The following is a 22119-nucleotide window of genomic DNA, read 5'->3' on the forward strand; positions in this document are numbered from 1 at the left end:
CACCCGGATCGCCTGAAACGCCTGGTCAGTCCTCGTCGGCGCCCTGATCCGCGCCGCCGTCCGGATTGGTCGACGATGCCGTCGTCGCGGTCGGTGCCGACGCGACGATCAGGTTGACGATCGTGTCGGCGGGCACCTGGCGGCCCTCGCTCGGATCGCTGTCGATCACCGTCCCGGGCGGGGCCTCCGTGCTGGTCACGTACCGCAGGCGGTAGCTCAGGCCGCTCCGGTTCAGTGCGCCCCTGGCCTCATCCAGTGACAGCCCGCGCAGCGCGGGAATGGCCACATCCTTGGGCAAACTGGGCGGATCGCTCGACGGCTGCGCGGTCGTGGGCGCCGTCGACGGCGGCTGACTGGTCGGCTCCGTCGTCTTCGCCGGGGTGGCCGACCTCGTCGGGACGGTGACCGGCACCTGCTCCTCATCGTCGCGGGTGGACTGCGCGATCAGCCAGACTCCCCAGCTCAGCGTGCCGAGCAGCAGAAGCGCCACCAGGCCCACGACGATGGGCATCCACCACCTGCCCTGCGGCTCATCGCCGGGCACCAAAGCCCAGTCCCCGGCGGCATCGGCGCCCGACCGCGGCCGGCGCACCCCGGCACGACCCGCCCAGATCTGATCGTCGTCCGCCCACTCCCCACCGCTCGCCGGTGGATAGACGGCGGTGGCGTCATCGCCGCCGGCCCGATAGACGGTCGTCGCATCATCACCACCGGCGCGATAGACGCTCGTCACATCATCGTCGCCGCCGCGATGGACGGCCGTCGCATCGTTGACGGCCGGAAACATCGCCGTACGGTCCGGTCCGGCCGGCTTCCGCGGTATCCCCTGTGTTGAATCGTCCCCCTTTCGGGGACCCCCATCCGGGTGTTTTTCTCCCTCACCGGAGGCTTCGTCGCGGAAAGGGAAGAACTCGCCGGTGTCGTCGGACATCGCCGTACCTTTCCCTCGGCCGGTTCCTCAGAATCAACTTAACCAATCTTGAAGCCTTGGCTCATCGATTCGCAGGCATCGTCCTCGACGGCTACAGTGCCCCGCATGGCCGCTAGGGGCTGGACAGCGCAGGTGGGAGCCGCGGCCGGGGTGGCCGCGGGGACCGGCGCCGCCCAGCTCGGTCTGGGATACGGCCTGGGCGTGGTGGTCTGGCCCACGGGCGTCACAACCGACGGCAGCGTCTGGCTGAGCAGCCTCGGCTGGGCGACCTGGACGGCGGCGACCGCCACCGTGTTCGGCGCGGTCATCGCGGGACGGCTCGGCCGGGCGGCCGGGGGACCCTGGCGCTTCGCGCTGGCGGCGTCCGCGGCGGTCGGCGCCCTGCTGACGGTCGCGCTGATCGCGCTTCCCGCACGAGCTTCCGTACGCGCGGACACCTTCTCCCCCGAGACGGTGGCCGGAGGGTACGCCGTCATCGGGGTTCTGGTGGGACTCGTCCTCGCGTACTGGGCGGTGGTCTCCTACCCGGCGGCGACCAACCTGATCGCCACGGCCGGCTGGCTCTGGGCCTTGGCCGTCGCGGCGGTCGCGGCGGACGTCTTCTGGCACCGGCCGACGGCGACCTACCTGTCGAGCTGGCAGTTCGTCGCGGCGGACAGTGGCACCATCCATTGGCGAGAAGCGCTGCTCACGCTGCTAGCGGCCTTCATCCTCGGCGTCGCCGGGGCATGGCCCGCCGCCCGGCGCGGAAACCTCGGCGTGGGCGCGGCCTCCTCGGGCGCGGTGGGCCCGCTGTTGGTCGCGGCCGCCTTCTTCTGCCTGGCACCGCAGTTCACGCCGGCTCTCGGCCCGCTCGGTTCCGCCTACCTGACGGCACCGTATGCCGTCCTGGCCGGACTCGCGGGCTCGGCGGCGACGGTCGCCCTCGCCCAGCGGCGCGCCACCCGGCGCACGGCCCGGACCGCGGCTGCATCCGGCATTCCGGCGCAGCGCCCCGCACTCACCTCCGGCCGGGACGCGGCCCGTCCCGCACAGACGGGAACCTCGTCGGGATCCACGCGGACGGACTCGTCTCCGGGATCCGCAGGTACGGGCGCGCCTTCGAAGTCCGCGCAGGCGGGTGCGCCTGCGGAATCCGCACAATCGGGAGTATCGCGCGGGCCCTTATCTGAGATCGCCGCGCGGGCGGGCAAAGACTCCGCCGCTGCGGAGATCGCCGGGCCGTCTGCTGAGCGGCAGAAGCCGTCGCTGCTGGGTCGGCTGCGCCGCGGACGAAACGGGGCGGAGCGACCGGTCGGAGACCCGGCTTCCGTAGCGACGGGGCGCGCACAAGCGCCCGCGTCCGCTCGATCGTCCCCACAGGCCACCGCACCTTCACCTTCGCCGCCCTCGGGCGCTCCACCCTCGCCGGCCTCAGCACCTTCGTCCTCGCGGGCCTCAGCACCTTCGCGGGAAACGGTCGCTCGGCCGCCGGCCAGCCCCGACGTCGTAAAGATCAATCCGTCGACGGCGGAGGGGCCGACGCCTCGCGCATCCTGCGCCGCACCCTCGGTTCCCGGCACCGCACCCTCGACCGTCGGCGACACCCCTTCGCCGGCCGCGAATACCAAGCGGCCCGCGGCGGGCCCGAGCAAGTCGGCCTCGGCGGCCAGGAAGGCGCCCGCCAAGCGGGCGAGCGGAACAAAGCCGGCGTCACGGTCCAAGCCCGCGCCCGAGGACCCGAACGACGGTCCGGCTTAGAGCCGGCCAGGCACGTGACAGGCGGGCTTCCGCCTTCGCGTCACAGCCCTCGGCCGATTTCGGCTAGTCGGCCGGCCAGGTGTGGACCGGCTCGTTCGTCTGCTGGTGGGTGCTGTATCGCAGCAGCATGTCGTGGAGGGCGCCGTAGCGGTCGAGGCCCTTGTGGTGCTCGGCGTGCCACACCGCCTCCGTCTGCCAGGTCGCGCCGTTACGGCCGGTGCGGCAGCGGCCGTCGATGATGCCGAGCAGGCGTTCGCGGTGCGCCGCGCCGACGCCGAACTTCGCCAGGCCCTGGTGTGCCTTGGGGAGGAGGATGTCGCGGACGAGGGTGGTTACCGGGCGTTCTCCCGTACCCGGCCAATGGATCGTGGTTTCCATCCCCCTGCGGGCCGCCGCGTGGAAGTTGTCCTCGGCGGCCGGGAACGGCAGGCGGCTCCAGATGGGCCTTTCCTCCTCGGCGAGCTGGCGGGTCAGGCCGTAGTAGAAGGCCGCGTTGGCCAGCATGTCCACGACGGTCGGTCCGGCGGGCAGCACCCTGTTCTCGACGCGGAGGTGGGGGCGGCCGTTCATGACGTCGTAGACCGGCCGGTTCCAGCGGTAGACCGTGCCATTGTGCAGGCGCAGTTCGCCGAGGCTCGGCACCTCGCCGCGCTGAAGAGCCGCGATGGGGTCCTCCTCGTCGAGGATGGGCAGCAGCGGCGGAAAGTAGCGGACGTTCTCCTCGAAAAGGTCGAACACCGAGGTGATCCATCGCTCGCCGAACCAGACGCGGGGGCGCACTCCCTGTGCCTTGAGCTCCTCCGGCCTGGTGTCGGTGGCCTGCTCGAACAGCGCGATCCGGGTCTCGGCCCAGAGCCGACGGCCATGCAGGTACGGGGAGTTCGCCCCGATCGCGACCTGGATCGCCGCCACCGCCTGGGAGGCGTTCCAGTACGCGGCGAACCTGTCCGGCGGAACCTGCATGTGGAACTGCACGCTCGTGCACGCCGCCTCGGGTGCGATCGAGTCGTTGGCGGTCTGCAGCCGTTCGACGCCGCGGATGTCCACACTGAACTGCTCGCCGCGGGCGCCGACGATCTGGTCGTTGAGGGCGCGGTACCGCTCGTTCGCCGAGAGGTTCGCCAAGACGAGATGGTCCGGCTTGAGAGTCGGCAGGCTGCCGATGAGCACGATCGTGGCGTCGGACTTGCGGGCCCGCTCCTCGGCGCGGGCGAGGCTTTCGAGCAGGTCACGCTCGTAGTCGGCGAAGCCGTCGCCGCAGATCATCCGGGGCCGGGCGTTGAGCTCGAGGTTGAACTGACCCAGTTCGGTCTGGAACATCGGGTCGGCGAGGTCGGCGAGGATCTCGGCGTTGCGCATCGCCGGTTCGGCCTCGGCGTCCATGAGGTTGAGCTCGATCTCGAGGCCGGTCATCCGGCTGTCGGTGTCGAACGGGATCGGACCCGGTGATCCCGCATGCGCAGCGTCGCCACCGGCTCGCGGCCCATCGGCGCCGCCCGGGCGGAGGCCTTCGGCCGAGGACTGGTGCCGGACCGGGCCGGGTCGTTCGTCGCAGAGGGAGCGCGGTCGTTCGCCGGCGGAGGCGACGCGGCGGTCCAGCATCAGGGCGAGGACGTCCAGGCAACGTCGGACCTTCTGCCGGTAGTGGACCCGGTCCTCGTTGGAGAAGACGGAACCGGAGAGGTCCTTACCCATCGATCCTCCTGGCACGTTCGCGTGACGCTCTCACGTTATGTGGGCCCGGTAACCGTGGCCAGGGACGAAACGGACACTCATCAGCTCTGGGTGAGCGTGCGGACGCGCTCGGTCCACCATCGCACTCCCCGGTTCCTATCGCCAGCGGAGTGCCACAGGGTGGTGCGGCGGAGGCGATAGTGCTGGTCGGAGGGGTTGGCGGTGCACGAGGAAACGGATGCGTCCGGCGGTGGAGCAGGACACCACCGGGACGTCGAAACCGGTTACGGCCCGCATCGCCGAGAACCCGCCTGGCGCGGACGATCGCCCACCTGGCGGGATGCTCTCGCCGGGCGGCGCACATCGGCCACAACGCAGCGATCAACCGGGCCGCGGACGCGCGAGAGGCGCCGCCCGCATCGGTGGCGCCTCTCGTCAGCGAATCCGCGTAGGTGCCGACCTCCCCGGAAGGCTTTCCTGAAAAGGCCTCGGGAGGTTCGGGAACCGCGCGGAGAATTCCGGGCATTTCCGCCCCCGGTGCGGGGCTCAGGCCTGCCGGATGGCCTCGCCCTCGATCTCGATCTTGACCTTCTTGCCGATCATGACGCCGCCGGACTCCAGCGCCATGTTGTAGGTCAGACCCCAGTCCTCGCGGTCGATCTCGGTGGTGGCACTGAAGCCGAAGACCTGCTGACCGTACGGGCTGACGGTCGCGCCCTCGAACTCGACGAGGAGTTCGACCGGCCTGGTGACGTCCTTGATGGTGAGCTCGCCGTCGAGGACGATCTCGTTGCCCTCGAACGACTTGATGCCGGTGCTGCGGAAGTCCATGGTCGGGTACTTCTCCGCCTCGAAGAAGTCGCCCGTGCGCAGGTGGTTGTCACGGTCCGCCTGGCCGGTGTGCACGCTGGCGGTCTGGATGGAGGCGGAGACCGAGGACTCCAGCGGGTTCTCGGCGATGGTGATGGTCGAGGTGGCCTCGGCGAAGCTGCCGCGAACCTTGCTGACCATCAGGTGGCGCACCATGAAGCCGACCCGCTTGTGCGCGGCGTCGAGCTCGTAGGTGCCGGCGGCGGGGATCTGGAGGCCCTGGAACTCGCGGGTACCGGTGGCGGCGGTGTCGGTCATGACGTGTCCTCTCGGAGGCTGAGCAAGTATTTGTCTGACGGAGCAACTATAAACCCAGCAATATTCCCGTTGTCAAGCGAACGCTGTTAGCATGGTGGCGTGGGAATCAACTTCGACGACCCCCGATTCACGGCCTTCGGCCTCTTCGCCGAGGCCTTCACCGGCCTGACCAACCGCTTCGCCGCCCAGTTCGAGCAGCACCGGCTCTCCTCGGTCGAGTTCGAGGTGCTGCTGAGGCTCGCGCGTTCCCCGCAGAACCGGCTGCGGATGACCGACCTGGCCGGGCAGACCTCCCTGTCGACCAGCGGCGTCACCCGCGTCGTGGACCGCATGGACCGCGAGGGCCTGGTCCGGCGAGAGGCCTGTCCCAGCGACCGCCGCAGCTCGTACGCGGTGATCACCGACGCCGGTCTCGCCCGCCTGGACGAGGTCCTGCCGGGCCACCTCGAGCTCATGCAGCGGTGGTTCATCGGCCAGCTCTCGCCCGCGCAGCTCACCGAGTTCACCGAGTCGCTGCGCACCATCCGCGATGCGGTGAACCCGTGCGCGACGGCCGGCACCACCGACCCCGAACCGGCTCCAGCCGCCCACTGAAAGGCGGCTGCGCTACGTAGGGTGAGGTGCTGACTACCTGCTTGTGAACACCGGGTGGTAACCGGCAGAAGTACCGGCAGAACCGCCACCACCCGGGGTCGAAACCCGTCTATCTACGCATTTCCGCAGGTCTATCCCGCTAGGGTGATCTCCGCAAGGGGGACGCGGCGCGGCCGAGGCAGGGCGGGAACATCGGGGGAGTCATCGTTCACGCCGCGTTACCGGGGCGATGCGACGACCGGCGTTGTGGGGGGCACGGAAAGCGCCGGTCGTCCACGCCACGGTGGCCGCGGCGCGGAACACCCCTCACTCCGCCGACGCGCCGATCAGCTTCAGGTCCCGGGGCAGCAGGGCGATTCCACTCGTACGGCACATCTCATGCAGCCGGTGCACCATCTTGGCCCGCTTCTCGGCCTCCCGCGTGCACCGGATGAGACCCACCACCGCCTCCACCGTGTCGCGAGGGTCGTGTCCGCCCTCGTACGCCGCCGCCGCGACCTCGAAGAGCTCGGCCGCCTTCCGCTCGTCTCCCCGCAGCAGAGCCAGCGCCCCCTCGACCACGGCCACCGGGCCGTCCGCCGGCGCGCCCGCGTCCGCCGGCCGCAGCTCGGCCAGAACGCCCTCGGTCTCCCGCGTGCGGCCGGCCTCCGCCAAGGCCAGCCCGATCGTGGCCAGGACGCGGCGTCGGTGACCCGGGTCACCGACGTCCTCCAGTTCCGCGATCGCGTGCCGGCCCAGCCGGGCGGCCTCGTCACACCGGCCGTCTAGCCGCTCCACCTCGGCGAGGTTGGCCACGGCGACCGCCCGGAGCCGGTGCTCGCCGCAGCGGCCGGCCAGCTTGTCGACCTCGGCCAGCCGGGCACGGGCCGCAGGCAGGTTTCCCTCGCGGATCTCGTGCCAGGTCAGATTGTTCTCGGCGACCGCCATGTCGCGGATCCGGCCGCTGCGCCGGGCCAGTTCGAGCGCCGCCTCGCCGTGGGCACGCGCCCGGTCGTAGCCGTGCGCCGTCATCCACAGCGCGGCGAGCTGGGTGTGGGCCATGAGCTGGCCCGCCACGTCGCCGAGCGCGGCAAACTCGGTCAGGGCCGCCTGCGCCGAGCCGATCTCCTCGGCGCCGGAGCCGTGTTCCAGCGCGAGTTGTGCCAGCCCCACCTTGGCCCAGGCCCGGATCGCCGGGTCGGCGTCCGCCGTACGCGGGTCGGCCAGCAGCCGCCGCAGCCACTGCCTGCCGGTCACGTCCCGACCGCGGAACCGCCACCAGCGCGGCAGGCAGGCCGCTAGGTGCAGGGCCGTGTGCGGGTCCTCCTTGGCCGCGTACGTGAGAGCCGCACCCAGATCGCCCGAGACGTCGTCGAGGCGGGCGGCGGCCTCCGCGAGATGGGCGCCCTTGAGGTCCGGGGCGATGGACAGCGCCAGGTCGGCCATCACCTCGGCGTGGCGTCGGCGCGCCGACGGGAGGTCACCCAGGGCCGCCGCCTGCTCGCAGGCGTAGTCCCCCACCACGTCGAGCAGCCGGAACCGGAAGGCGCGGGCGCCGCGGGCGCTGAGCAGGCCGAGCTCGAGGAAGCGGTCCAGAAGATGCACCACGTCGACCGTCGGGTCGCGGTCGATGATCTTCTCGGCCAGGTCCAGCGACCACCGGTTGCGGAACGTCGCGAGGCGGTGCAGCGCCTTCCGCTCGGCGATCGAGAGCAGGCGGTAACTGGCCGCCACCGCGTCGCGGACCGAGACGACGCCGGTGTCCGTGGGGCGGCCCTCCAGGTCGCGGGCGCCGACCACGCCACCGTCGGCCGGGCGGCCGGAGAGGTCGAGCACGCGGTCGCCGTACCGATCGAGGATCTCCGCGACGGTCAGCACCCGCCCGCGGGCCGCCGCCAGCTCGAGGGCGATGGGCAGACCGCCGAGGCGGCGGACGAGCGCGACCAGCGGGCCCACCTCGTCCGGATCGACGGGTGTGCCACGGACCTGGGCGAGCCGGTCGAGGAAGAGCGCCACGGCCGGGTAACCGGCCGCCTCCGCGAGGGTTGTCCCGGCGGCCTCGGGCGGAGCGACCAGCGGAGCCACCGGCTGGACGCGTTCGGAGGGCAGGCCGATGGGATGGCGCCCGGTGGCGAGGAAGCGCAGCGTCGGATGCTGGGTCAGGAGCCGGCCGAGGGCCTCGGCGAGCGCCTCGGGCGCACGGTCGACGGCGTCGATGAGCAGTAGTGCCGAGCGTCCGGCGAAGCGGGGAGCGAGGTCGTCGGGGCGGCCGACCCCGAAGACCGCGGCGACGCCGCCGAGCACCTCACCCGCGGTCGACCCGTCGGTGACCACGACGCCGGCGACGCCGCCCGGATAGGCCTGCGTCACCCGATGCGAGACGGTCAGTGCCAGGCTGGTCTTGCCGACCCCGGCCAGGCCGACGAGCGTGATGCCGCGGGACCCGTCGCCCGGCGGCCGGGACAGTCGGGTGACCAACTGGGTCACTTCGTCGTCCCGGCCGATCAGGTCGCTCGCCGGCGGCAGCCGCACGTAGCGCGGCGGAGGTTGCGTTCGTGAGGAGTGCCCGCGAGCGGCGGCGAGGAAGGCGAGCCGGTCGGCACCGGCCAGACCCAGCGCGGCGGCGAGCAGCTCCGCCGTGGTGCGCTGCGGCCGGGAGGCCCGGCCACGCTCCAGGTCGCGGACCGTACGCACCCCGACCGCCGCTCGGGCCGCGAGCTCCTCCTGGGTCAACGTCGCCCGCAGCCGGTAACTGCGCAGCACGGCGTCGAATCCCGGACCTTCCTGGTCCGCCCCGTGATCGGACGTCATGAAGACGAACCTAGGCAGACATGGCGATGAATGCCGAGTTCACGTCCCCGTTTGTCGACAAACCGACGCAACCGCCGCCGGTTTTGCCGCGGTTCTGCCGCGGAGTCCAAGCTCTGCCGCGGAGTCCACGTTCTACAGTCCGAGCCCCCGGGCGATCAGCATGCGCTGCACCTCGGAGGTGCCCTCGCCGACTTCGAGGATCTTGGCGTCGCGGTAGAAGCGTCCCACCGCGGACTCGTTCATGAAGCCGTAGCCGCCGTGCACCTGGGTGGCCCACCGGCTGTTCTCCATGGCGGCGTTGCTGGCGTTCAGCTTGGCGGCGGCCGCGTACCGCTTGAAGTCCTCGCCGGCGAGCATGCGGGCCGCCGCGTCGTAGTAGCCGAGCCGCGCGGTGTACGCCCGCATCTCCATGTCCGCGATCATGAACTGGACGGCCTGGTAGTTGCCGATCGGCTGGCCGAACGCGTGGCGCTCCCTGGCGTACTTCACCGACTCGTCGACGCAGCCCTGGGCCAGGCCGGTGGAGAGGGCCGCGATCGCGATCCGTCCCTCGTCGAGGATGCGCAGGAACTGGGCGAAGCCCCGGCCCCGCTCGCCGAGCAGATTCGCCGCCGGCACGCGGACGTCGTCGAACGCGAGCTCGTGCGTGTCGGACGCGCACCAGCCGACCTTGGAATATCCGGGCGCGACCGTGAAGCCGGGGGTGCCCGACGGCACGATGATGGTGGACAGCTCCTTCGAGCCGTCCGGCCGCGTCCCGGTCACCGCCATGACGGTCACCAGGTTGGTGATGTCGGTGCCCGAGTTGGTGATGAAGGCCTTCGAGCCGTTGATCACCCATTCGCCGGTGGACTCGTCCAGCACGGCGCGCGTGGTCGTCCCGGCGGCGTCCGAGCCCGTTCCCGGCTCGGTGAGACCGAACGCGGCCAGGGCCTCGCCGCTGCAGAGCTGCGGGAGCCAGCGGGCCTTCTGTTCGTCCGTACCGAAGCGGTAGATCGGCATGGCACCCAGCGAGACGGCCGCCTCCAGGGTGATCGCGACGCTGCTGTCGACCCGCGCCAGCTCCTCGAGGGCCAGGCAGAGCGCGAAGTAGTCGCCGCCCATGCCGCCGTGCTCCTCGGCGAAGGGCAGGCCGAAGAGGCCCATCTTGCCCATCTGCCGGATCACGTCGTACGGGAAGGTCTTGTGCTCATAGTGCTCGGCGATCACGGGCGCGACCTGCTCGCGGGCGAAATCCCGGACGCTGTCGCGCAGTGCCTCCTGCTCCTCGCTGAGCCGGAAGTCGACCATGGCGTGTCCCTTCGAGACGGTGGAACTAGACAGGGGTGACGCCGTGGCGGCGACGGGAGAAGGCGCGGTCCTTGCCGCGGGCGGCGCTGTACCGCCGGACGAGCTCGGCGCGCAGGTCACCCGGCTCGACGATGGCGTCGATCACGAGCTCGCTGGCGAGCCGCAGAATGTCGATGTCGCGCTCGTACTCGGCGCGGCGCTCGGCGATGAAGGCGGCGCGGTCCTCCTCGGGCAGCGCCGCGATCTTGTTGGCGTAGACGGCGTTCACGGCCGCCTCCGCACCCATCACCGCGATCTTGGCGGTGGGCAGGGCGATCGTCGCGTCCGGCTCGAAGCCGGGACCGGCCATCGCGTACAGGCCGGCGCCGTACGCCTTACGGACCACGACGCAGATCTTGGGCACGGTCGCCTCGGAGATCGCGGTGATCATCTTGGCGCCGTGGCGGATGATGCCCTGCTTCTCCACGGCCGAGCCGACCATGAAGCCGGGCACGTCGGAAAGGAAGAGCAGCGGCACGTTGAAGGCGTCGCAGAGCTGCACGAAGCGGCTGGCCTTGTCGGCCGAGTCGACGAAGAGCACGCCGCCCTTGAACATCGAGTTGTTGCCGACGACCCCGATGACCTCGCCGTCCAGCCGGGCGAAGCCGACCGTCAGCTCCTTGGCCCACAGCGCCTGGATCTCGAAGAACGAGTCCTTGTCGACGATGCCCTTGATGTAGCGGCGCATGTCGAACGCCTGCCGCTCACTCTCCGGGACCAGCGCGCCGAGATCCACTTTGGCCGGTGCGCCCGCCTCCGCGGCCGGCGGCTGCTGCGTGTAGTTCGACGGCAGATACGACAGGTACGAGCGGACGGCGTCCAGGGCCTCCTGCTCGGTCTTGCAGAGGAAATGCCCGACGCCCGACTCGGCGCAGTGCACCCGCGCGCCGCCCATCGCCTCGAGGGTCGTCTTCTCCCCCGTGACCATCTCGACCATGCGGTCGGAGCCGAGGTACATGCTGGCGTTGCCCTCGACCATGGCGACCACGTCGCAGAAGGCCGGGATGTAGGCGCCGCCCGCGGCGGACGGCCCGAACAGGGCGCACACCTGCGGGATCGACCCGGAGGCCTTGACCTGGTTGTGGAAGATCTTGCCGGCTCCGCGCCGGCCCGGGAAGAGGTCGACCTGGTCGGTGATGCGCGCGCCCGCCGAGTCGACGAGATAGACCATGGGTACGCCGGTCGCGTACGCCCGCTCGATGATGCGGATGATCTTCTCGACCGTACGGGCGCCCCACGACCCCGCCTTCACGGTCGAGTCGTTCGCCATGATGCACACATCGCGCCCGTCGATCCGGGCATTTCCGGTGATCACGCCGTCCGCCGGAAGTCCTTCGGCCAGGCTGTTGGCGAAGAGCCCGTCCTCGACGAAGGAGCCGTCGTCGACGAGCAGGGCGATCCGCTCCCGGGCGAAGAGCTTGCCCTTCGCGGCGTTCGCGGCGTGGTACTTCTCCGCGCCGCCCGCGGCCGCCCGCTTGCGCGCCTGCGCCAGCGCTTCCTCGTCGAATGCCACGTGGCCCCCTCGTTGCGTCCTGAACGATCGTTAGGCTAGCGCATTCCAGACTCTGGGACCAGACGCGAACGGGAGCCCCCGCGGCTGCGAGAACTCCCGTCCGATGGTGCCGGTGCTGTGGAGGAGCACCGGTTTCTTCCCTGCTCGGCGCCGGATGGCGCCGCTCGGGCCACGCCCGGGACCGGCGTGACCCGGGTCCCGCTCGGGTGTTACTTGAGCAGCTTCGAGACCTCGAGGCCGCCCAGGTTGACGCCACCCGCGTTGCTCAGGCTCTGGGTGAGGCCGTCGACCGCCGTGGCCTCGGCCTTGTGGGCCTTGCGCGGCGCGTCGCCGTAGGCGTCGTCGTCGTTGCCCACCGCGCCACCGTCGCCGGCGACGTCATCGTCGTCGCCGGGGTAGCCGCCGTCGTTGTCGCCGTCGTTGCCGCCGTCACCGTCGTTGTCGTCGTCGTCGTGGTGGCCGCCGTTGTTGCCGCCGGTGCCGTTCGAGCAGGCAGCCGCCGCGTCGGCCACACCGAGCACGGCGAGCGCGTTGCCGCAGATGTTGATCGGAACGGTGATCGGGGCGGCGATCTGCGTGCCGTTCAGCAGGCCGACGTTGCCGTTGCTGTCCTGCTTGATGCCGCCGCCCTGGTGGCCCGACTCGTTCTGCGAGGCGCCGGCCGCGTTCGCCACGCCCAGGACGGAGACCGCGTTGCCGGTCACGTTCAGCGGGACGTGGATCGGGAGCGCGATCTGCGTGCCGTTGAGGGCACCGATGTTGCCGGAGCTGTCCTGCCGGATGCCCTCGGTGTGCCGACCGCCGTTCATGCAGGCAGCCTGCGAGTTGGCCAGGCCCAGGACCGCCAGCGAGTTGCCGCAGACGTTGATCGGCACGTCGATCGGCGCGGCGATCTGGGTGCCGTTGGCGATGCCGACGTTGCCGGACGAGTCCTGGTCGACCTTGGTGTGCTCGGTCCTGGTGCTCTCGGTCTTGTTGACGCCGGTGCCGGCCGCGTTCGCCACGCCGAGGACGGAGACCGCGTTGCCCACCACGTTCACCGGCACGGTGACCGGGACGAGGATCTGCGTACCGTTCAGCACGCCCACGTTGCCGTGGCTGTTCTGGGAGTACTTGCCACCCTTGCCGTGCTTGCCGCTCTCGACCCAGTTGATGCCCTGGCCCGCGGCGTTCGACTCACCGGCGACACCGATCGAGTTGCCGACCACGTTCAGCGGCACGGCCACCTTGGTCAGCACCTGCGTGCCGTTGGCGACGCCGACGTTGCCGGAGCTGTTCTGGTCGGCGTGCGCGGCGGCCGGGGCCAGCAGCAGGGCGCCCGCGGCCAGGACACCGACGCTCAGAGTCTTACGAACCCAAGTCTTCATGGAGAGAAGAGCCTTTCGGAAATTGTCAGAAATGGTGAGTCGCGTATTCAGTTGAATGGTGCTTCCGGGCGCAGCGGTGCCCTGGCTGTTTATCGGCTGCCCTGACCCCGCTCGTCGACATGCGCCCAGTGAGAATGGTTCACGACGGTGGAGAACATCCGTCCGAATTACGCTTTCGCGCAATTCGAGGGAGGTCGTGAACAACCCTCATCCGCGTACCGGCGCTTTCGCTCGCGGTCATGTGACGGCCCGGGCCTGGTGATGATTCGCCGCTTGTTCGCAAACGGTTCCAGGAATCGGGCCTCATCGCCTGGGGCGCTCCTGCGCCCGGCGTGCCGCCACTAGTCAGGTGAGACGGTCGGTGCCTCGGCGTCATCGCGCCGGACCTCGACATCGGCCGCGATCGGCAGCCGGCGGCAAGCCGTCGTGCTGTCCGCGACCGCTGACGGAAGGACGGCCGCGGAGGGACCACCGTCCGTCAAGGTTCCCGATCCGGAGGCCGGGATCCCGTTCGCTGCCCCGGGGTCGACCCGCAGCGGTGCGGGTCCATCACCACCGGGTGTTTCGCGGACCGTCGTCGGCACAGCGGCCGTGACGGTCTTTCCCACCTTGTGCCACACCAGGTCCGTCGTGAGGACCGGTGCGGACTTCTGCTCGCCCGCGGCCACGTCCGCGCCCGGCCTGCCGGACGCCGGTGCCGTGACGGCCGGATCCGTGGGCACGGTGGCAGGCTTTGTGGTGCCCGCGCCCGGCTCCGGACGTTCCCGCTGCGGTGCCGCCGGCTCCGGCTCCGCCACGTCATGCAGCAGATCGGTCACCGGAGCGGTCACCGGGGCGAGCGGACCGGTGTCCACCGCCTCGCCGGTAAGGCGAACTGGGGCGGTGATGCCCCGGACGACACGGTCGACCCCGCCCAGGGCGGAGCCCGTGTCCTTGCCGACCTGGGTGACCTCGCCGACCGCGCCCACAACCCCGTGGATCGTGGCCGCCGTGCCGAGGTCGCGCACCGGCTGCGGGAGCAGCTCACCGAAGTGAGCCCCGGTGCGATCGCCGCCGGACTCCCACGGCTTCACGGCCGTCTTGAGGATCCGGTCGGCCACCGGCGCGTCCGCTCCGCCGCCGTGAACCACGGCGCCGAGCAGCGACGAACCGGCCGAGAGCACATCGGTCGCCGGATCATGGTCGGTGGCGTGGGCGGCGGCTCCGGAGAGCAACCAGGCCGCGCCGGCGAGACCGCCGACGACCAGTGCGCGCAGACCCCATCGGGATCCGGACCGTCCCCGTCGCCGCTCCGCCCCCTGGCTGTGGGGCGGCATGAGCGCGGAGCCGGTGGACAAGACGGCCGACGGACGGCGTGCCGGGCGCGGCCTGCGCTCGACCCCCCACCCCGTCATTGGTCCCGCCCCTCGTCGTCGACTCGTGACCGGCGGCCGATTGATCGGCCACTCGATATTGGTAACGAAGCGACACAGTCAGGGTCACGCGGGCGAATGGAGAAAATCGATCGGACGTTTTCCGGCGGATTCTCAGGAATGGGTCCGGTGATCAAACCAATCTGGTACGCGGTCCGGCCCGAAGAACGCCCGACGGGAGCGTGCGACCCAGCAGACCTTCGGCCATCTCGGCCACGTTGATCAGGGATTCCAGATCGATGCCGGTGGCGATGCCCATGTCCTCAAGCATGTGCACGACCTCCTCGGTCGCGATGTTCCCGGAGGCGCCGGGCGCGTACGGGCACCCGCCGATTCCGCCGACGCTCGCGTCGAACTCGGTCACGCCGAGCTCCAGGGCGGTCAGGACGTTCGCCAGCCCCGTACCCCGGGTGTTGTGGAAGTGGAGCAGCTCCGGGCGTACGGCCGAAAGCAGGTCACGGACCCGGCGCGGGGTCGCCATGCCGGTGGTGTCGCCGAACGCGACGCGGTCCGCGCCGTCGGCGCGGACCCGCTCGACCATGGCCGCGACCCGGTCGGGGTCGATGTCCCCCTCGAACGGACAGCCGAAGCTGGTGGCGACGATCACCTCGAGCGTCGCCCCGGCCTCATGGACCAGCGGAATGAGCCCGGCGATGTCGTCGAGCGACTCCTCGGTGGAGCGATTGAGGTTGCGGCGGTTGTGCGTGTCGCTGGCGGAGACCACAACCTCGATCTCCCCGAAACCGGCCTTAATCGCCCGCTCGGCGCCGCGGGTGTTGGGGATGAGCGCGGAATACCGAATGTCCGGATTGTGCCAGGCCCGCGCCCATACCTCGTCGGCGTCGGCCATCTGCGGGATGGCCTTGGGGTGGACGAAAGAGACGGCCTCGATCCGCTTCACACCCGTCCGCGAGAGCGCGTCGATCAGCCGCACCTTGTCGTCGGTCGGGATGGGTTCCTCGTTCTGGAGCCCGTCGCGGGGAGCCACTTCCCGGATCGAGACCGCCGTCGTCATGTCTGTATCCCCCTCGTCAGCGCATCCGGGACACGATGCCCGTGTCATAGTCGCCGGACAGGAACTCGTCGTTCTCCAGCAGCTCGGCGAAGAACGGCAGGTTGTTCTTGGGCCCGGCGATCTCGAACCCGGCCACCGCGGTCCGCGCCTTGGCGATCGCGTCCGCCCGGTCGGCGCCGAAGACGATCAGCTTCGCCATCAGCGAGTCGTAGAACGGCGTCACCGTGGTGTCGGCCGCGTAGCCGGAGTCCACCCGGACGCCCTCGCCGGTCGGCTCCACCCAGGCGCTGACCTTGCCGGGACCCGGCAGGAACCGCTTGGGGTCCTCGGCGTTGACCCGGAGCTCGATCGCGTGCCCGGTCGTCGTGAGCGCGTCCACGTCGAAGGTGGGCGCCTCGCCGGAGGCGATCCGCAACTGCTGCTCGACCAGGTCGATGCCGTGGATGAGCTCGGTGATCGGGTGCTCGACCTGCAGCCGCGTGTTCATCTCCAGGAAGAAGAACTCGCCGGTAGAGGGGTCGAGCAGGCACTCGACGGTGCCGGCGTTGCGGTAGCTGACGGCCTCACCGGCCTTCACCGCCGCGGCCAGGAAACGCGCGCGCAGCTCGGGGCCGACCGCCGGGCTCGGCGCCTCCTCGACCAGCTTCTGGTTGCGCCGCTGCACCGAGCACTCACGCTCGCTGAGGGCGATCACGCGGCCGTCCGCCAGACCCAGGATCTGCACCTCGACGTGGCGTACCCGCGGGAAGTAGCGCTCGATGAGCACCGAGCCGTCGCCGAACATGCGCTCGGCGAACCCGCGGACCTTGTCGTACTCGGTGCGCAGGCCTGCCTCGTCGTTCGCGACGGCCATGCCCATGCCACCGCCGCCCGCGGCCGCCTTGACCATCACCGGGTAGCCGATCCCGGTCGCGGCCTCGATCGCCGCCTCCACGGAGGCCGCCGGGTCCTGTGTGCCGGGCGCGACCGGCACGCCGGCCGCGGCCATCAGGTTCCGAGCATTGATCTTGTCGCCCATCGCGGTGATCGCATCGGCGGACGGTCCGACCCACACCAGACCGTTGGCCTCGACCGTACGGGCGAAGTCGGCGTTCTCGCTCAGGAAGCCGTAGCCGGGGTGGATGGCCTGCGCGCCGGTGGACTTCGCGGCGGCGAGGATGGCCTCGGTGTTGCGGTAGCTCTCGGCCGGGTTGGCCGGTCCGACGCACACCGCCTCGTCCGCCTCGGTGACGAACGGCATGCCCGCGTCCGCCTCGGAGTAGACCGCGATCGACCGGATCCCCAGCCGCTTGGCGGTACGGATGATCCGGCGGGCGATCTCGCCCCGGTTGGCGATGAGCAGCGACTCGATCATTTCGCTCTTTCTCTTGGTCTCTCTACCTGGTGGAATCTTGGTGACAGCTCGAGGTGGGTCGGCCTTCCGTGGCCTTGCTCCGCCTCGGCCTTCCTCGGCCGTGCTCGCCGTTCCCGGCCTTCTCCGCCTTGCTCTTGCTTGGCGTTCCCGGCCGCGCTGGCGTTCCCGGCCTTGCTCTTGCTTGGCGTTCCCGGCTGGCGTTCCGGCCTTGCTCGGCGTTCTCGCGTTCCGGGCCTTCGGCCGTTCCACTCACCCCACGGGGATTGGGCTTGGTCAGCGGCCGATCAGGGCGTGCACGGTGGCCTCTCGCAGCAGGACCGCCCGCCGGCGCCGGTCCACCTCGCCGCCGAGGAATGGCGTCGAATTCATCAGGCCGAAGGCGGAGTGGGCGAGCACGCGGGCCTCGGCCGCATCGAGCTCAGGGCGCAGCGTGGCGAGCACGGCGACCCACTCCTCGACATAGAGGCGCTGGAGGCGGCGAATCTGCCGGCGCGGCTCCTCGGGCAGCCGGTCCAGCTCATGCAGGTGCAGAGCGATGACCGCCGGGTGGGCCAGTGCGAACTCGACGTGGAACTCGATCAGGTCGGCGAGCGCGGCCCGCGCATCGTCCGGATGGCGGGCGACGCGGTCCTTGCCGCCGTGCAGCAGGCTCTCGCTCACCGGGATGAGGGCAGCCACCAGCATGGCCTCTTTGCCCGCGAAGTGGTGGTAGAGCGCCGGGCCGGTGACACCTGCCGCCGAGCCGATGTCATCCATCGACACACCGTGATATCCCCGGGCGGCGAAGAGGCCGACCGCGATCTCCAGGATCTCGTCCCGGCGCGAACGCCGGCGCGGAGCCGGCGGTCCGGGACGCTGCTGCTGATCTACCGTCACCTGGCAACTCTAACCCGCTGTCAAGCCCTCCCCTTAACGGCCGTTCAGGCACTTCCGTCCGATGCCGGTCGGCTCGCGGCTCGCTTCACCGGGGTTGAGCGGCGTCCCCGCTGGTCGCGCCGGGCGGCTCGCCGGGCGGTGATGATTTGTATGACGTTCCGCGGTTTGTGCTGAGAAACACAGCGTCACGGCTCCGGATACCCACCGGTCGCGTGAACGCCTCCGACCGGGCGCCCGCGCCCGGCTGGCGGACACGCCCGAGAGACCGCGACGCGCCGGGACGGACGCGGCCGCAACGCATAGCTCTGCCGCTGACCCGGCCTTCTCCCCCGGGCCGGCCCCCAACGTTCCCCACCGCAGCCCAGCCGACAGCGTTCCTTCACGCCGCCAGCCGGCACGGCCCATCCCGCGGAGCTCGCGCACCGAGCTGACCGCCGCGGCTCGGCTCCCGAGCTCGACCACCGCGGCCAACCTCAGACCTGCCCCGCCGGAACTCGGCTCCCGAGCTCGACCGCCGCGGCCGCCCTCGGAGCCGACCCGCCGAGGGCCGGTGGGGGCGGCGGAAGGTCAGGCGAGCCCGCCGGGCTCCGATCCCTTGACGATCGGCGCGCGCACCAGGTTGCCCCATTCGGTCCACGAACCGTCGTAGTTGCGGACCTGTGGATAACCGAGCAGATGGCGCAGCACGAACCAGGTGTGGCTGGACCGCTCACCGATCCGGCAGTAGGCGATGATGTCGTCGCCGGTCTCCAGACCCAGCTCGTCGCGGTAGATCTTGGCGAGCTCGTCGGCGGGCTTGAAGGAGCCGTCCTCATTGGCAGCCGACTTCCACGGCTTGCTGACGGCTCCCGGGATGTGGCCACCGCGCAGCGCACCCTCCTGCGGGTATGCCTCCATGTGCGTCAGCTCGCCGGTGTACTCCTGCGGGGACCGGACGTCGACCAGGGGACGCCCGGCCGAGATGTGCCCCATGACCTGGTCGCGGAACGCGCGGATCGGGCCGTCCTCACGAATCGGCACCGGGTACGTCGCCGGCGGGCGTACGGTCTTCTCCCGGGTGATCTCGCGGCCCTCGGCCACCCACTTCTGCCGGCCGCCGTCGAGCAGCCGGACGTCGCGGTGCCCGAAGAGGCTGAAGACCCAGAGGGCGTACGCGGCCCACCAGTTGAAATTGTCGCCGTAGAACACGACCGTGTCGTCCCGGCCGATGCCCTTGGCCTCGCAGAGCGCCGCGAAGGCCTCCGGGTCGAGATAGTCGCGGGTGAGCTGGTCGTTCAGCTCGAGATGCCAGTCGACCTTCACCGCACCCGGGATGTGCCCGGTGTCGTAGAGCAGCACGTCCTCGTCCGACTCGACGATCACGAGGCCGGGGGTGTCGAGGTGGGCGGCGAGCCACTCGGTGGTGACCAGTTTGTCGGGATGGGCGTACGCCTGTAGGGACGGCGCCGGATCGTTCGCAACGGGCATGGCGTTCACGCTATCGCCTTGACGGGGGTGAGCTCGGGACGCTTCGCCGTGACGGCGTCGCCCGACGAGGCACCGGCCAGACGTCGCTTGATCCAGGGCGCCAGATGCTGCCCGGCCCAGCGCAGGTCGGCGCCGCGGGCCAGGAGCCATGGGGTGGGCGCAGGCATCGGCGGGACGAGCAACCACTCCTCCTTGACGCCGACGCCGAGCGCCTTCAGCACGTGCCCGGCGACGCGGCGATGCCCGGCGGCCGACATGTGCAGGCGGTCGGCGCTCCACATCAACGGGTTGTGGAAGGTCTTGTCGGCGAACAGATCGATCAAGTGAGCGCCGTGGCGCTCGGCGATCTGCCCGACTCCGTCGTTGAGCGCGGCGGCGCGGGGGCCGACGATGCGCTGGCCGGGCAGGACCGCGGTGACGTCGGCGAACCGGAAGAGGATCACGTCGGCGCCGGTCGCCCGCATCCGGCCGACCACGGAGTCGAGCTTCTCCACCAAGGCCCAGGGATCCACCTTGCGCCGCAGCACGTCGTTGCCGCCCGCGGCGAGGCTGACGAGGCTCGGTTGCATCGCGAGGGCGGGCTCGAGCTGCTCGCCGATGATCTGGTCGAGGAGCTTGCCGCGCACGGCGAGGTTCGCGTACCCGAAATCGGGGCCGGCCTCGACGGCCAGGCGCGCGGCCACCAGGTCGGCCCACCCGCGATAGGTGCCGTCGGGATAGCTGTCATCCATGCCCTCGGTGAAGCTGTCACCCATCGCGACGAAGTTCTTCCAGGCCATGGCACCTCCTGAACGCCTGCTTCCTGGCCGGACCCACCCGAGTTTTCCACTGCGGGCTGTCCGATGGGACGTGACGATGACGACATCGACGGGCCTGTGGATAACCGGGTGTTTCTGTCGGAACGGCTCCCTACGATCACGGTCATGGTGCTGCGAATGTCCACGATGCTGCTCAAGACCCTTCGCGAGGAGCCGGTCGAGGCGGAGGTGCCGAGCCATCGGCTCCTCCTGCGTGCCGGTTACATCCGTCGCGCAGCGCCGGGCGGTTACACGTGGCTTCCGCTCGGCAAGTTGGTGCTCGACCAGGTGACGCGGATCATCCGCGAGGAGATGTCCGCCATCGGCGGCCAGGAGGTCGGCTTCCCGTCGCTCCTGACGCGCGAGGCCTACGACCTCAGCGGCCGCTGGACCGAATACGGCGACGGCATCTTCACGCTGAAGGACCGGCGCGGCGCGGACCACCTGCTCGCGCCCACGCACGAGGAGATGTTCACGCTGCTCGTGCAGGACATGACCAGCTCCTATCGTGACTTCCCGCTGATCCTCTTCCAGGTGCAGACGAAGTTCCGCGACGAGGCACGCCCGCGCGCCGGGCTGCTGCGGGGCCGCGAGTTCCTGATGAAGGACGCCTACTCGTTCGACCTCTCGGAGGAAGGCCTGATCGAGGCGTACGGGAAGCATCGCGCGGCCTATCAGCGCATCTTCGAACGCCTCGGCCTGGAGCACACCATCGTGTCCGCCATGTCGGGTGCCATGGGCGGCTCCGCCTCGGAGGAGTTCCTGGCCGCGGCCGAGGTGGGCGAGGACACCTTCGTCGGCTGCACCGGGTGCGACTACGCGGCGAACACCGAGGCCGTGGTCACCCCGGTGCCTCCCGCCGACGACCGCGAGCACGGCCCGCTGACCGTGCACGACACTCCCGACACCCCGACGATCGCCTCGCTGGTCGACCTTGCGAACGCCCGCGCCTTCGACGGCCGCACGGACTGGACGGCCGCCGACACCCTCAAGAACGTCGTGGTCACGGTCCACCACCCGGGCAAGGAGGACGAGCTCCTCGTCATCGGCGTTCCCGGCGACCGCGAGGTGGATCTCAAGCGGTTGGACGCGGTGCTGAGCCCGTCCACCGCCACCATGTTCGACGACTTCGCCTCGCGCCCCGACCTGGTCCGCGGCTACATCGGCCCCCAGGGCATCAAGGTCCGCTACCTTGCCGACCCCCGCATCGCCCCCGGCACGGCCTGGCTGACCGGCGCCAACGAGCCCGGCCGCCACGCCACCTCGGTGGTCGCCGGCCGCGACTTCACCCCCGACGGCGCGATCGAGGCGGCCGAGGTCCGCGCCGGCGATCCCTGCCCCGAATGCGGCACCGGCGAGCTCACCATGCGCCGCGGCATCGAGATCGCCCACATCTTCCAGCTCGGCCGCCGCTACACGGACGTGTTCAAGGTCGACGTGCTCGGCGCCGACGGCAAGCCGGTACGTCCCACCATGGGCTCCTACGGCATCGGCGTCTCCCGCGCCGTCGCCTCGATCGTGGAGCAGCACCACGACGACCGTGGCATCGTCTGGCCCGACGAGGTGGCACCGGCGGACGTGCACGTCGTCGGCGCGGGCAAGGAGGGCCAGATCGAGGCGGCTTTGACGCTGGCCGCCGAGCTGGCCGGGGCGGGCCTGCGGGTGCTGGTCGACGACCGGCGCAACGTCTCGGCCGGCGTGAAGTTCACCGACGCCGAGCTGATCGGCATCCCCCGCTGCGTCGTGGTCGGCCGCCGCCTCTCCGACGGGTACGCGGAACTCCGCAACCGCCGCACAGGCGAACGCCGCGACCTCCCGCTCGCGGAGGTGACCGGAGAACTGGTGACCGCCGCACCGTCTCGCCCGTCGAGGTGACCGATGAGCCGCTGACCGCCCCACCGTTCCCTCCTCCGAGGTGACCGACGAACCGGCGCCCCCACCGTCCCCTCTCCGAGGTGACCGACGAACCCGGCGACCGCCACACCGTGTCGCCCTCTGAGGGTGACTGATGAACCGGTGACCGACGTCCCGGGAAGTGAGCTCGATGGCATCGAGCTCGCTTCCCGGACCGGGACGACAACTCACGTACGAAGGTCAACGCGTGGCACTTTCCTAACGGCCTCGAGCTCATC

At 70.7% G+C, this 22119-nt stretch carries 15 protein-coding genes and 1 pseudogene; 3 read left to right on the plus strand and 13 right to left on the minus strand.

The genetic code is table 11. The annotated features are described in order from the left end of the window. Nucleotides 1–25: 25 nt before the first annotated feature. Nucleotides 26–787, minus strand: coding sequence for a PASTA domain-containing protein (locus EDD30_RS19430; protein WP_071804024.1), 762 nt, complete (start codon nt 785–787; stop codon nt 26–28). 249 nt (nt 788–1036) lie between these two features. Here EDD30_RS19430 and EDD30_RS19435 point away from each other — a divergent pair, with 249 nt between their 5' ends. Then, entirely contained in the window at nt 1037–2671 is a 1635-nt protein-coding gene (locus EDD30_RS19435) for a Hansenula MRAKII killer toxin-resistant protein 1 (protein WP_211277716.1), read from the plus strand. 63 nt (nt 2672–2734) lie between these two features. On the opposite strand, the pseudogene EDD30_RS19440 reads toward EDD30_RS19435, so the two are convergent. Together EDD30_RS19440 and EDD30_RS19445 are read right to left on the minus strand one after the other, a co-directional pair. Beyond that, a pseudogene (locus EDD30_RS19440) lies at nt 2735–4087 on the minus strand (glutamate-cysteine ligase family protein); the annotation flags it as partial. Nucleotides 4088–4891: 804 nt separating this feature from the next. Next, nucleotides 4892–5473, minus strand: coding sequence for a YceI family protein (locus EDD30_RS19445; protein WP_071804020.1), 582 nt, complete (start codon nt 5471–5473; stop codon nt 4892–4894). A gap of 99 nt (nt 5474–5572) precedes the next feature. Between EDD30_RS19445 and EDD30_RS19450 the strand changes: the two genes are divergently transcribed. Then, nucleotides 5573–6067 (plus strand): MarR family winged helix-turn-helix transcriptional regulator, encoded by a 495-nt coding sequence (locus EDD30_RS19450; RefSeq protein ID WP_071804018.1) that lies wholly within the window; start codon nt 5573–5575, stop codon nt 6065–6067. Between the two features lie 306 nt (nt 6068–6373). On the opposite strand, the gene EDD30_RS19455 is transcribed toward EDD30_RS19450, so the two are convergent. From EDD30_RS19455 to EDD30_RS19500, 10 genes are all read right to left on the minus strand, one after another. Continuing rightward, a complete protein-coding gene (locus EDD30_RS19455; protein ID WP_071804016.1) occupies nt 6374–8857 on the minus strand; it encodes an ATP-binding protein in 2484 nt (827 codons plus the stop codon). A 132-nt stretch (nt 8858–8989) separates the two neighbouring features. Further along, nucleotides 8990–10147: an acyl-CoA dehydrogenase family protein gene (locus EDD30_RS19460; protein WP_071804014.1), complete on the minus strand. Its 1158-nt coding sequence runs from the start codon at nt 10145–10147 to the stop codon at nt 8990–8992. Between the two features lie 25 nt (nt 10148–10172). Then, nucleotides 10173–11699 (minus strand): acyl-CoA carboxylase subunit beta, encoded by a 1527-nt coding sequence (locus tag EDD30_RS19465; protein ID WP_071804012.1) that lies wholly within the window; start codon nt 11697–11699, stop codon nt 10173–10175. Nucleotides 11700–11908: 209 nt separating this feature from the next. Continuing rightward, on the minus strand, nt 11909–13066 hold the full coding sequence (locus EDD30_RS19470) for a chaplin family protein (protein ID WP_071804010.1): 1158 nt from the start codon (nt 13064–13066) through the stop codon (nt 11909–11911). Between the two features lie 341 nt (nt 13067–13407). After that, nucleotides 13408–14382 carry a hypothetical protein gene (locus EDD30_RS19475; protein WP_143162594.1) on the minus strand — a complete coding sequence of 325 codons (975 nt, stop codon included), beginning with the start codon at nt 14380–14382 and terminating at the stop codon, nt 13408–13410. A gap of 229 nt (nt 14383–14611) precedes the next feature. Continuing rightward, on the minus strand, nt 14612–15493 hold the full coding sequence (locus EDD30_RS19480) for a hydroxymethylglutaryl-CoA lyase (RefSeq protein WP_071804006.1): 882 nt from the start codon (nt 15491–15493) through the stop codon (nt 14612–14614). A 16-nt stretch (nt 15494–15509) separates the two neighbouring features. Then, nucleotides 15510–16847 carry an acetyl-CoA carboxylase biotin carboxylase subunit gene (locus EDD30_RS19485; RefSeq protein ID WP_071804004.1) on the minus strand — a complete coding sequence of 446 codons (1338 nt, stop codon included), beginning with the start codon at nt 16845–16847 and terminating at the stop codon, nt 15510–15512. 273 nt (nt 16848–17120) lie between these two features. Continuing rightward, the gene (locus tag EDD30_RS19490) at nt 17121–17723 is read right to left on the minus strand and encodes a TetR/AcrR family transcriptional regulator (protein ID WP_071804002.1); all 603 of its coding nucleotides are present in this window, start codon (nt 17721–17723) and stop codon (nt 17121–17123) included. Nucleotides 17724–18290: 567 nt separating this feature from the next. Further along, entirely contained in the window at nt 18291–19190 is a 900-nt protein-coding gene (locus tag EDD30_RS19495) for a sulfurtransferase (RefSeq protein ID WP_071804061.1), read from the minus strand. Nucleotides 19191–19195: 5 nt separating this feature from the next. Further along, complete coding sequence (locus EDD30_RS19500; RefSeq protein WP_071804000.1) at nt 19196–19969, minus strand: SGNH/GDSL hydrolase family protein; 774 nt, start codon at nt 19967–19969, stop codon at nt 19196–19198. A 144-nt stretch (nt 19970–20113) separates the two neighbouring features. Here EDD30_RS19500 and EDD30_RS19505 point away from each other — a divergent pair, with 144 nt between their 5' ends. Further along, on the plus strand, nt 20114–21862 hold the full coding sequence (locus EDD30_RS19505; protein WP_071804059.1) for a proline--tRNA ligase: 1749 nt from the start codon (nt 20114–20116) through the stop codon (nt 21860–21862). Nucleotides 21863–22119: the final 257 nt, after the last annotated feature.

Source organism: Couchioplanes caeruleus, assembly GCF_003751945.1.
GTDB classification, from domain to species: Bacteria; Actinomycetota; Actinomycetes; order Mycobacteriales; family Micromonosporaceae; genus Actinoplanes; species Actinoplanes caeruleus.